This window comes from Pedobacter xixiisoli (assembly GCF_900215335.1).
Lineage (GTDB): Bacteria > Bacteroidota > Bacteroidia > Sphingobacteriales > Sphingobacteriaceae > Pedobacter > Pedobacter xixiisoli.
Map to the genome: position 1 here is coordinate 774,580 of NZ_OCMT01000002.1, position 12,786 is coordinate 787,365.

Sequence of the window (12,786 nt, forward strand, 5' to 3'; positions counted from 1 at the left end):
TAAAATCTGCCAAAATACTTGTTAAACAGCAAAAGGTTAAGCTAAAAAGTACTAAACAACCAAAAAAACAAAAGAATTTAATACTTTAGAGCCTAAATAGTTACATCAACCTATACTTGAAGAATTACGTACACTCATGACATTTAATTTTGCGGTGGTAACGCCAATGGCCAATGAGGAAAAAGACTTTCATGCATTTACTTCTTCCCTAATCGAAGTTTTAGATTTACTTAAGCATGGAAAAGTCTATCTTATCGTCGATAATGCGTCAAAAGATAATACATTGCAATTGTGCAAACAGCTATCTGCCGCAGATGACAGGTTTGCTACTGTTTGGGTTCCTGAAAACAGAAACGTAGTAGATGCCTACCTTGCTGGCTATAAAGAAGCTTTAAAACATAAACACGAAATTATCATTGAAATGGATGCAGGCTTGTCTCACGACCCAAGAGCATTGCCCATGTTTTTAAGAGTGCTTAACGAGGGCAATGAGTGTGCTTTTGGTAGTCGTTTTATTAACGGCGGTTCCATGGCAGAATCTAACTGGCGAAGGGCGTTTCTATCCAAATTTGGCACTATACTTTCAAATGTATTGTTAGGCACTAGTATGTACGATATGACTTCGGGCTATCAAGGTTTTCATGCCAACATTGTAGAAAGATTTGTGGAACACGGCTTATTATCCAAGGCACATTTCTATCAAACAGAGTTACGTTATTTATTAAGGAAAAGTCGCTACGCAGAAATTCCAATTCATTACCGAGCGCCCTCGCCTAGTATTTCAAAAAAAGCTATTCGTAATTCTATCGACGTATTATTTCATTATTTTGTACTTCGATTAAAGTTTAAGTCTAAAGCTGTTTAATAGCATTTTGAATACTTTCTACATATGAAAAGCACCTACCTTATCATTACCTCAATTGCCAACGACCAGCATCCAGTTTTGAGGACTTTTGCAGAAGAAACCGTTAAAAGAGATATTCCATTTATCGTAATTGGCGACACTAAAAGTCCTCCAACTTTTGATTTAGCAGGCTGTGATTTTTATTCGGTAGAAAAACAACAAACCTTAGATTTTCAGTTAGCTGAACTTTTACCACTTAAGCACTATGCTCGGAAAAATATTGGTTATCTAATTGCAAATGCAGCTGGAGCAGAAACCATTATCGAAACTGATGACGATAATGTTCCACAGGATGATTTTTGGTTAACAAGAAAGAAAGAACAAAATGCACATTTTTTAAGTGATAAGAATTGGGTTAATGTATACAAATACTTCACAAATACCCACATTTGGCCACGAGGTTTTGCGCTGGAAGAGATTCAAAAAAACTTACCTGTGTTAGAAAATCTCAAATCCATCAGTTGCCCTATACAACAAGGTTTAGCAGACGACAACCCCGATGTGGATGCAATTTACAGGCTAACCTTGCCATTACCGCTAAAATTTGATAAGCATAATGCCATTGCGTTAGGAAATAAGTCAGTATGCCCCTTCAATAGCCAAAATACTACTTGGTTTAGGGAAGCTTTTCCATTGATGTATTTACCATCTTATTGTAGCTTCAGGATGACTGATATTTGGCGTTCGTTTGTAGCTCAAAGAATTGCTTGGACCTGTAACTGGCCAATACTGTTTCACCAAAGTACCGTGCGCCAAGAAAGAAATGAGCACAATTTAATGATAGATTTTCAAGAGGAGATTTCCGGATACAGCAACAATCTTGAAATCATTAACAGCTTAAGTGAGCTCAACTTGAAAGAGGGAGCCAATCACATTTCCGAAAATATGGTGTTATGCTACACCAAATTGATAGAATTAGGATTGATAGATGCTAAAGAGTTAACTTTGCTAGATGCTTGGCTGATAGACATCACAGCAAAAAATTAAGGGTATGCAGCGCTTTCTTTCAAAAAATATACTAATCAACATCAGCTTTTTTGCTTTTGTTGTCATCCTTCTCAACCGTTTTATCAAGCATATTCTTACTGGCTATACCAAAGATAGCTGGGGCATAACCGAGTTTTTAATCAATTACCAAGGTGGCTTTGTAAGGCGAGGTTTACTTGGAGAAATCTTATTATCTATTTATAACACTACGGGAATAAGTCCTTACTCCATCATCATTTCTACTTGCATTCTTGCCTATATCGCTTTAGCCACGTTTTTCGTTAGATCAATAATAAAACAAGGCTATCCGTTAGTTTTCTTGCCTTTTGTTTTCTTTTTAGGGAATCCCATTATTAATAATTTTTGGGTAAGAAAAGATGTGATATTGGTTTTGCTATTCATTGCAGCTATTTACTGGGCAGACAAAAAATCCAACATCAGCTTAATTTTTTACAACCTCTTTTTAAGTATAGCTTTATTAATTCACGAATCTATCGGCTTTTTCTGCTTGCCTATTTTATGTTTGCTGTTATGCAAAGAAGAATTAAAGCAACCAAACGGATATTTCAAAACCATTTTAACTTCCATATACAAACTCGTTCCTAGTATTTTGGTATTTCTTTGTGTGATCTACTTTAAAGGTTCAAAATTAGTAGCAGACAAAATCTGGGATTCGTGGAAACTAATTAGCTTTCCCTTTGACACTTATGTGGTAAACGAACCACCAACCGCAGTGGATGGTATTTCATGGACAACAATACATGGCTTACGCTATACTTTAAAAAATCTAGTAGCCTTTGAAAGTGGTATCTATATTCCTTTGGCTTGGTTCCTAACCTTAGTAGCAATATACTATGTACTTACCAATACTTCTACTCTAAATTTTAGGTTACTCAACTACACTCCAAAAAGGAAATTCGATAAATCTATTGTTTCGGCAACCCTTCTTTTTCAATTTTTAGCGGTTAGTCCGTTGTTTATATTAGGTTGTGATTACGGTCGTTGGGTCTTTTTTTGGGCTACTTCATCTTTTGCTCTAATTTTGATAATCCCACAAGAAAAGCTGTTAACCATCCTTCCAAAATTAGCATTTTCTGCAAGCGAGAAAATAAATACATTCTTAAGCAAATATTTAAATAGCAAAATCGTGCTATTACTTTGCTTGATTATCGGTTTTCCCGGATTTTCATGGAACTTAAATTCAGTAGTAAATTCAAGTTTCATTGTTATGCTACTAAAATCTATATTCAATGTATTTACTACAATTTTGTCCATTTAATAGCTACAATTTCTATCATCTATAAAATTTCAAATAGCAATGCGGCTCTACGCATAGAATAGTTGAAGAAATTATCCTTAATTTCGGCTGACAGTTATACATAGAAGTTGAAGAACTACATTAGTAATTTAAGAAACATAGCCACTTTTGCCGTAATCTTACTTCACGTTACAGCTCCATTTGTATTGCAGTTCAATAAAATCAGCTTTGCTTCTTGGCAATTAACTAACTTCTTGGATTCTATGCTTCGCTTTGGAGTTCCTGTTTTTGTAATGATATCGGGGGCAGTTTTATTAGACCGAAGTGAACAGCTGAATAGCTTTTTAAGCAAGCGTATAAAACGAGTTTTTGTACCCTTTCTCTTCTGGAGCGTTGTGTATTTTATTTTTAGCTACGCTGGTTATTTCCAAAAACTCTCTGTTTCACAACTGTTTCAAATACTTGTCAGTAAGTTATTTAAAGGCACTTATTACCACCTATGGTACATTTATATGATATTGGGTGTGTATCTGTTTATTCCAATTATCAGAAAATGGGCGCAAAATAGTACAAAACAAGAAATCCAGTATTTTCTACTTTTATGGTCAATAACCCTTTTTATTAATACTGATGTTGCTAAGTACATACCTAGCATTGAGGTCTTATATTTCAGCAAATATTTGGGTTATTTAGTGTTAGGTTACTATTTAGATAAATATGTAGCAACCACAAAAGCTAAAAATACTTTATACCTCATGTTATTCGCTTTGGGAGTTACCCTAACGCTGGTGTCAACAAGTTACCTTTCCATTACAGAAAATAAGCTAAACATCACCTATTATAATTACCTATCACCAAATGTTTGCTTAATGGCTATTGGTATTTTTCTTCTGGGAAAGAGTTTATTACAAAAGACAAATGCTACTTTAGCGAGTCTAGACAGTCACAGTTATGGAATTTACTTAGCTCATGTAATTGTTTTACACTATATACATCGAGTTATTTCTCCAGTGAAAATAGATACCAATTCGCCCTTGTTACTTTTCACGTTTATCATGGCAGTTTCCATCATTACTTACTTGATTTCGTATCTTCTGATTAGGTTATTGGCCGTAAATAAGAGAATCAGGCCATTCGTAACCTGATAAAAAAATCCCCCGATAAATTACCGGAGGATTCTAAAAAATTTAAACCTAAGTCTTTCGCTTATTTTTTGCTATCCAAAGCTTTTTCAATACGATCAGACAAATCTTCTAAGTGATATTTACTTAGGGTATCTGCATGCGAACTAGCTTTAATCGCTTTATCAAGCTCTCTTAATTGTCCTTTTACTACTGAAACTGCATCCGTTTGACTAGCAGATAAGCCACTTGGTGCAGCACCACCTCTACCAAAAGCAGCAGCAGCAACCGTTGGAGCAGCAGGAGGATTGATGATGGCAATTAATCTATCTACGTAAGCTTTTTGCAAATTTCTACGATATACGTCGATAGCTGCGCCACCTTTTAACTCCGTAAAAATCGACGCATTTAAATCTTTGAATAAGTCAGCTATCTTATAAGCGGTAGCACCATCTGCAGCTTCTGCAGCAATTAAATTACCCAATACTCTGGTAGAAATTACACGAGTTAACGCAGCATTTTGCAATTTAGAAACGACTACCAAAGGACTTTCGTTGATATTATCTAGGATAGACTGGTCTAATAACCATTTTGGTGTAGTAAATACCTGTGCATTTAACCAATTAACTGCTTCTTTTTGAGTTGCCGCTGGCGTACGTTCGTAAATTAAACCTGCTTGATCTACAGTTTTAGGATTTTCGTAGATACCGCCAATATTTTTACTTACGTGACCAACGTAACGACCTAATTGAGTGGTTAATTGACCATACATGTTACCTAACTCATCATAGTTTTCACCTGGTTGTTTAGTCCAAGTTTTCAAGTTCGATAAAATTACTTTCAAGTTTTTGATACCATATTCACTAGCTTTCATAGCGTTATCACTCAAGTCTTCACTTTGCGAGTGTGGATCATCTGGGTTAGTCTCGGTACCAAACCATAAACGTCTATTTTTAGCAGCCTCTACAGTCATTTTATCTAATATTTTCATATCAGAAGCAACTGTTTTGCTATCTGGAAAATATCTGTATCCCCAGTCAATAGCCCATTTATCATAATCGCCAATACGAGGGTATAAGCCAACTTTAGAGATATTATCTTCTGGTTGTGCAACGTAGTTGAAACGAGCATAATCCATGATAGATGGCGTATGACCATTTTCTTCTACCCATTTTTTGTTACGCAAGTTTTCTGTAGGCACCGTTGAACTCGAACCGTGGTTATGACGTAAACCTAAAGTGTGGCCAACTTCGTGAGAAGATACGAAACGAATTAAATCGCCCATTAATTCATCACTAAAGTTTACCGTACGAGCTCTTTTATCAACCGCCGCAGTTTGGATGAAATACCAATCACGCACCAACTTCATTACGTTGTGGTACCAATTGATGTGACTTTCCATAATCTCGCCAGTACGTGGATCAGAAATACTCGGTCCACTTGCGTTAGGAATTTCAGATGGTTTATAAACGATCGCCGAGTTACGAGCATCATCTAAGCTCCAAGTAGAATCTTGCGCTTTAGTTGGTGCCATTTTGCCGATAACCGCATTCTTGAAACCTGCTTTTTCGAATGCCTTTTGCCAATCGTTAACACCAGCAATTAAATATGGCACCCATTTTTTAGGCGTAGCTGGATCGATATAGAAAATAATTGGTTTAGCTGGTTCTACCAATTCACCACGCTTATACTTAGCCATATCTTGTGGTTTTGGCTCTAATCTCCAACGTTTTACCAATTCCAAATCTTTAACACCTTGTGGGTTTGCATCAAAATCGGTGTAACCAACTGCAAAATAACCTACACGTGGATCAAAATAACGAGCCTTCATTGGCACTTTAGGTAACGCAACTAAAGAAGTGTTAAGCTCTACCGTGATAGAACCAGCAGCTCCGCCACCACCCATCATACCGCCGCCGCCAGCACCAGTTGTAGGTGCGGCACTCATGCTGTAAGTTTTGGTAACGTTAATCTCTGTATTGGTTGGGAAAGTTTTAATAGTATTGATAAAACTTCTGTCTGCTAATTGAGCACCTAAACGAAATCTAGTTTTCGCTGCTGGAGAAGAAAAATAAAACACATCGTTATCACTATTGATGAAATCTGTAGCATCAACAACAACCCCTTTGTTATCTTTAGCATAAGCAGCAACATTAAATGATGCAGCGATATTTTGTACAGTAGAATTTTGTACGCTTTTGTACATTGACGAGGTAGAATCTGGACTATACGCTCTAAAACTGATTTTACGAATGAACAACTTGTTATTTGGTCCTTTCTCAAATCGCATTACAGATGAGCCAATTTGATCGCCAGCATAAACTTGATTGTCTCTAAGCGTAGCCGATGCTTTTGAAATTCTGCTTACCACCAAAATATCCCTGTTTAGTACAGAATCTGCAATTTCGAAGAAAAATTTGTCTTCAATTTTGTGCGAGATTACTAAACCCAGTCTAGTTTGAGCTTTATTGGTAATTACTTGATCATAAGGCTTAGGTTTAGCAGCAGCCGCAGCGCCCAAAGCACTAGATGCTCTACGAGTGCTATCAGATGGAGCCGTACCACCTTGTGTTGGTCGTTGGGCGTGTGCAAATGTTACCGCTCCAGCAACCACTAACAGTGTAAATAGATTTTTCTTCATCAATTTGTTGAATAAGTTAATTGTGAAGTAAAAATAGGTGTAGTACTACGAAATCTTCGTCATTGGATATAACTTCTTAGTTACATCATGAAGAAATTTAGATTGATTATAGATTGCTAGATTTAATGCAATATTTTAAATACCAACTCTTTCAATAAATCGCCGTCTGAGATATTACCAGAGCTTTCTAAGCCTTTACTTTTCAAATCATACTCACGAAGTAAGGAGATAATATCGAAAGTTTTTCCAGCACTAAAAGTTCTGGCTGCCGTTTCATAATCTTTAATAAAATAAGGGCTTACTCCCAATTCTCTAGCTGCATCATTTTTATTAGGCAAATAATGATACTTCAATATTTTAGAGAAGTAGGAATTTAAATTAGCCATCACCATAATCATCGGATTTGCCTTTGGATTTCCTGCAAAATAATTGATGATTTGATTACTCTTTAACACATTTCGAGTAGCCAGCGCTTTTTGCAGCTCAAAAACGTTGTATTCTTTACTAATACCAATATTCTTCTGGATATGGTCAGACTGTATCGTCGTAGACTTATCGATGTTTAAGCAAAGTTTTTCTACTTCATTCGCAATTTTTGAAAGGTCAGTGCCTAAATATTCAGCCATCAAGGCAGCTGCCTGCGGATCTATTTTGTAGCCTTTGCTTTTAATATGTTCTTCAATCCAAGGCATTAATTTATAATCACGTACCGGATCACTTTGAAAAACTAAGCCCTTACTGTTAATCGCCTTGTAAATTTTCTTACGCTTATCGAAATTAGCATACTTGTAAGCTAATACCAAGATGGTACTTGGGAGAGGCTTTTCAAAATAAGCAAGCACAAACTCCGCTTCTTTACTTGCACCTTCATTCCCCCACTTCAGATCTTGTGCTTCTTTTACAATAATCAACTGATATTCAGACATCATCGGATAACGCTTAGCCGCATTCATAACGGTAGCCATGTCAGTATCTTTACCATACAAAACCGTCTGATTAAAACCTTTTTCACCATCAGACAATACACTTTTTTCCATGTAATCAACAATTTGATCAATATAATATGGTTCCTCTCCTTGTAATAGGTAAACTGGCTTAAATTTTCTAGCTTTTAAATCCTTGATGATATCCTCAGCACTCATAGTTCAAAATTACGATTTTAGATTTACGATTTTAGATTTGTAGGTTATTGTGAGTAATTTTTGGCTTTTCGCTTTTAGCTTTCTACTTTTGGCTAATGTTCAACCCTACTCCACTTAACCTTCCTTTCTATCCATTTAAAATTACCCAAAGGGATGGCTTACACTACATTTTTGACGAAGCTAGGAAAAAACATCTGGTGCTTACACCCGAAGAATGGGTTCGTCAGCATTTTATCAAATACCTGATTAAAGAAAAACAGTTCCCAGTTACCTTAATGCAAATTGAAGGTGGATTAAACTTAAATCAGACAAAAAAAAGAAGCGACATCTTAGTTTATACCAATAACGGGGAAAAGTTGGTGGTAGTAGAATGTAAAGCTCCATCTGTAGCTATAACTCAGGCTACCTTTGATCAAGCGGCACGATATAATTCTGTTTATAAAGCGAAATGGATAGTGATTACCAACGGATTAAATCATTACTATGCACAAATAGATCATGAAAATAAAGGCTTTGCTTTTGTAGAAGAATTGCCAGTTTACAGTTTATTAGTTTAGCAGACACCTTTCAATAAGCCGTCATTGCAATCGCAAGAGATAAAAAAGGGAGAAACCTTGCTAGATTTCTCCCCTCGATCGAAATGACGACCTTTTTAATTTTTACTTTTGCCTTTTTACTTACTAATAAGCTCTTTGGTTATTTCCTTCTTTCCAGTTTACAAAAGCTTTATTTACCACTTTGTTACCACCTGATGTTGGATAATCTCCAGAGAAATACCAATCTCCTGTATGATCTGGACAAGCCAAATGAAGATTTTCTAAAGTTTGATAAATCACCTCAACTTCTGCTACCGTATCTGGCGGCGTAATAATTTTGGCAATCTGATCAGAAATTTCTTGAGGAGTGAAAGGCAAATAAATCTCTTTCACGTAATTGATAATTTCTTCTTTAGGTAATTCTAACGAAGCTTTACATTTCTGATAAACATCTTCAATGATTTGCTCCTGTCCTCTTTCTTTCAATAACTGAATAGCTGCATCAAAAGCAACAAACTGTCCCATTTTAGACATATCGATACCATAACAATCTGGATATCTGATTTGTGGTGCAGAAGAAACAATGATAATTTTTTTAGGATGTAACCTATCAATAATCTTGATGATACTTTGTTTCAAAGTAGTACCTCTTACAATCGAATCATCTACGGCAACCAAAGTGTCTGTATGGTTTTTGATTACGCCATAAGTAGTATCATAAACGTGAGCTACCATTTCTCCCCTATCCGCATCTGCGGTAATGAAAGTACGTAGCTTCACATCCTTAATAGCGAGTTTCTCCACACGTGGCCTCATCGACAACAACTCATCTAAAGCGGTGTCATCTAAAACTTCCTTACGTTTCAACAAAGTTTCCTTCTGCACATCGGTAATGTATTTGTGCAAGCCATCTACCATTCCGTAAAAAGAAACCTCCGCAGTATTAGGAATAAATGAGAATACTGTGTTTTTCAAGTCGTTATTTACTGCACTCAATACTTGAGGACATAGCAACTCGCCTAATTTCTTACGTTCTTTATAAATATCGGCATCGCTTCCTCTAGAAAAATAAATACGCTCAAAAGAACATGATTTTTTCTCCAAAGGTTCACGGAACATTTCTTCTGTTACGGTACCGTCTTTTTTAATAATTAATGCGTGACCTGGCTTAATTTCCTTAACACTATTAATTTGCACTTTAAATGCAGTTTGAATAGCTGGACGCTCAGATGCAGCAACCACAATCTCATCATCAGCGTAGTAAAATGCCGGACGAATACCTGCTGGATCTCTCATCACGAAGGCATCACCGTTACCAACAATACCAGACATCGTGTAACCACCATCCCAGTCTTTAGCAGAACGCTTCAATATTTTCGCTACGTTTAAGCCTTCAGAAATCTTGTGAGTAATCTCAACATTAGTCAAACCCTCTTTCTTGTACTCATCAAATAAAGTTTGATTTTCATCATCCAAGAAATGACCGATCTTCTCCAATACAGTTACCGTGTCTGCTTTTTCTTTAGGATGCTGACCAAGTTCGTATAATTGCTCTAACAATTCGTCTACGTTGGTCATGTTAAAGTTACCGGCAATTACCAAGTTTCTTGTCATCCAGTTGTTTTGACGCAAAAATGGGTGGCAATTTTCGATACTGTTCTTACCGTGTGTACCATAACGAAGATGTCCTAGCAATACCTCACCAATAAAGCTCACATTTTGTTTCAAGAACTCGGTATCCTTCATTAGTTCAGGAGTTTCTTCCTGTATGCTAACAAATTTGCTTTGTACGTAACCAAAAATGTCTGCAACGGCATTTTGTGCCATCGAACGGTAGCGACTAATGTATCTGCTACCTGGTTTCATATCTAATTTAATGGTTGCAATACCAGCTCCATCCTGACCGCGATTGTGCTGCTTTTCCATCAACAAATACAATTTGTTAAGGCCGTAAAGTGCAGTACCGTATTTTTCTTGGTAGTATGAGAGAGGTTTTAACAAGCGGATAAAGGCTATCCCGCATTCGTGTTTGATTTGTTCGCTCATTGATTGTGATTGAGCCGCAAATTTACCGCTTTAATTGACCACAACCTAACACAAAATGTAAGTTTTATTGTAAAAATCTTACTTTTCTATAAATGTGCTGTTAATTAGCTTTTTAGCACTTACCGGAATGTAATTTTAACACTCTAACGACAAACATCGACAGTAAAATCAATCCATATCATATGGACGTGGATGTTTTCTGATATGAAATGAACCTGTTCTTTGCTCAACTCTTGCATCAGATTTAACTGTATTAATTAAATAGATAAAATCTTCCTTTCCGGCCAAAGGCATGTGTATAGCTCCGCAATCCCACAACAACCTAGGGCAGTGGATTTCATCGAGCGCAACAAAACCATTTAAATTTAGGCACAATATTGCTTTTGTAGATTCGATAATTGACTTCACAGTATCATTAAAGCTATTGCTTAAAAATCTTGTACTTTCTCCAATCAAGATTACAAAAAGTGTAGTTTCTTCAATTAGTGAGAACTCAATTTTTTGTTCATTAGCTTTAATATCAAAACCAATATAAGCTACATGACAGTTTAGCTGCCAACTTTTTATAAGTTCTATCTCGTGCCGCTGATTTTCTTTATCAAAGAGTATCGCCGCATTTACCATTTCTATTTCATAGGTTTAGATGCTAGAGCTGTACCTAAAAACACAGATGCGTGAGCATCAAAGGCGTCAGTATCTCCAGAAGTAAAAAATGCCTGAAGTCCATCTTTCGAAAGTATGTTTTCTATCTCCTGGTGTCTATCCAAATAATCAGCCAAACTCGTCGCAACAATGTCGCCTTGCGTAACGAGCTCTACGCCTGGATGAAGATATTTTTCAATTTTCGGAACTAACAAAGGATAATGCGTACATGCCAGTAAGATGGTATCAATCTCTCCAGATTGTTGTAACAGTGCATCAAGATATTCCTTTACAAAATAATCAGCACCATCACTTTCGTGTTCTCCATTTTCTATTAACGGCACCCACATTGGGCAACTTTGTTGATAAACTTTCACATCCGGAAAAAACTTGTTGATCTCTATCAAATAAGATTCAGATTTAACTGTTCCTCTGGTACCTAGTACGCCAATAGATTTATTACTACTCATTTCTCCAATAATTTCGGCCGTAGGTCTAATTACGCCCAAAACCCTATGATTGGGATACTTATTTGGTAAATCTAATTGCTGGATATTACGTAATGCCTTTGCAGAAGCTGTATTACAAGCCAAAATTACCAGCGAACAACCTTGTTTAAAAAGCCACTCTACACATTCTAACGTATATTGATAAACAGTTGCAAAAGAATGATCACCATAAGGCGAACGAGCATTATCGCCTAAATAGATATAATTGTAATTGGGCAATTTTTCTGCTATGGCTTTAAAAACGGTTAAACCGCCAAAGCCAGAATCAAAGATACCTATTGCATTTTTTGGAGAATTCATGAGCATAAAAAAGCGGAATTAGTTTTTCTAATTCCGCTAATAAATTTCTATAATTTAAAATTATGGTTTTTTAGCAGGAGTTGCAGCTGGTTTAGCAGCAGTTGCCGAAATACCTAATTTAGTTTTTACTGCAGCAGTAATATCTTCGCCACCATCAAAATAAACCAAATTGTTAAAACCTTGTGAAGCAGCTGTATCAAAAACGTAAGACAAACCTTTATCTTTTGAAATAGCATTGATTGCAGTTGCTACTTTTTGTTGCAACGGAGGGAAAAGTTCACCTTGTTTAGTTTCAACGTCTGTTCTAGCTTTGTTACGAGCATCTTCAATTCTTTTTTGCAAATCTGTCAACTCAGTTTGAGCAGTTTGTAATTCTTTTAGAACTTGCTCTTTATTCGCTTCGCTAAGTGTTCTCTCTTTATCTTGAGCTGCTTTTAATTTGTTTTGGTACTCAGTAATCATTTTATCAATCTCAGCTTGTTTTGCCTTTGCTAAGTTTTCAATAGTAGCAGAAACAGTTTTAGCTTCTGGTAGAGATGCGAAAATTTCGTCAGAATTTAAATGACCAAATTTTTGTTGTGCACTCACAACGTGAGTAGTTAAAAGTAATCCTGCAGCTACAAATAATCCTTTAATTAACTTTTTCATTTATGTTTATAATTTGTTTTAATGGTAATGAAGCTATCTAGATAAATCTAGG

At 36.1% G+C, this 12,786-nt stretch carries 11 protein-coding genes; 5 read left to right on the forward strand and 6 right to left on the reverse strand.

Annotation, left to right across the window (positions count from 1 at the left end):
- Positions 1-136 precede the first annotated feature (136 nt).
- The 4 genes from CRO54_RS09540 to CRO54_RS09555 all read left to right on the forward strand — a co-directional run bounded on the left by CRO54_RS09540 (position 137) and on the right by CRO54_RS09555 (position 4,294).
- A complete protein-coding gene (locus tag CRO54_RS09540) occupies positions 137-865 on the forward strand; it encodes a glycosyltransferase family 2 protein (protein ID WP_205943966.1) in 729 nt (242 codons plus the stop codon).
- Between the two features lie 24 nt (positions 866-889).
- The gene (locus CRO54_RS09545) at positions 890-1,891 is read left to right on the forward strand and encodes an STELLO glycosyltransferase family protein (protein WP_097131362.1); all 1,002 of its coding nucleotides are present in this window, start codon (positions 890-892) and stop codon (positions 1,889-1,891) included.
- A gap of 4 nt (positions 1,892-1,895) precedes the next feature.
- Positions 1,896-3,170 (forward strand): hypothetical protein, encoded by a 1,275-nt coding sequence (locus tag CRO54_RS09550; RefSeq protein WP_097131364.1) that lies wholly within the window; start codon positions 1,896-1,898, stop codon positions 3,168-3,170.
- A gap of 107 nt (positions 3,171-3,277) precedes the next feature.
- Positions 3,278-4,294 (forward strand): acyltransferase, encoded by a 1,017-nt coding sequence (locus CRO54_RS09555; protein ID WP_097131366.1) that lies wholly within the window; start codon positions 3,278-3,280, stop codon positions 4,292-4,294.
- A gap of 61 nt (positions 4,295-4,355) precedes the next feature.
- Here CRO54_RS09555 and CRO54_RS09560 read toward each other — a convergent pair whose 3' ends face one another.
- The gene (locus CRO54_RS09560) at positions 4,356-6,911 is read right to left on the reverse strand and encodes a zinc-dependent metalloprotease (protein WP_097131368.1); all 2,556 of its coding nucleotides are present in this window, start codon (positions 6,909-6,911) and stop codon (positions 4,356-4,358) included.
- A gap of 122 nt (positions 6,912-7,033) precedes the next feature.
- The gene (gene holA / locus CRO54_RS09565) at positions 7,034-8,053 is read right to left on the reverse strand and encodes a DNA polymerase III subunit delta (RefSeq protein WP_097131370.1); all 1,020 of its coding nucleotides are present in this window, start codon (positions 8,051-8,053) and stop codon (positions 7,034-7,036) included.
- A gap of 95 nt (positions 8,054-8,148) precedes the next feature.
- On the opposite strand from holA, the gene CRO54_RS09570 reads away from it, so the two are divergent.
- Positions 8,149-8,610, forward strand: coding sequence for a type I restriction enzyme HsdR N-terminal domain-containing protein (locus CRO54_RS09570; RefSeq protein ID WP_097131372.1), 462 nt, complete (start codon positions 8,149-8,151; stop codon positions 8,608-8,610).
- Positions 8,611-8,733: 123 nt separating this feature from the next.
- Here CRO54_RS09570 and CRO54_RS09575 read toward each other — a convergent pair whose 3' ends face one another.
- From CRO54_RS09575 to CRO54_RS09590, 4 genes are all read right to left on the reverse strand, one after another.
- On the reverse strand, positions 8,734-10,635 hold the full coding sequence (locus tag CRO54_RS09575; RefSeq protein ID WP_097131374.1) for an amidophosphoribosyltransferase: 1,902 nt from the start codon (positions 10,633-10,635) through the stop codon (positions 8,734-8,736).
- Between the two features lie 168 nt (positions 10,636-10,803).
- Positions 10,804-11,259, reverse strand: coding sequence for a hypothetical protein (locus CRO54_RS09580; protein WP_097131376.1), 456 nt, complete (start codon positions 11,257-11,259; stop codon positions 10,804-10,806).
- 2 nt (positions 11,260-11,261) lie between these two features.
- Positions 11,262-12,092 carry a glutamate racemase gene (murI, locus tag CRO54_RS09585; protein WP_097131378.1) on the reverse strand — a complete coding sequence of 277 codons (831 nt, stop codon included), beginning with the start codon at positions 12,090-12,092 and terminating at the stop codon, positions 11,262-11,264.
- A gap of 54 nt (positions 12,093-12,146) precedes the next feature.
- Complete coding sequence (locus tag CRO54_RS09590; RefSeq protein WP_097131380.1) at positions 12,147-12,734, reverse strand: OmpH/Skp family outer membrane protein; 588 nt, start codon at positions 12,732-12,734, stop codon at positions 12,147-12,149.
- Positions 12,735-12,786 lie beyond the last annotated feature (52 nt).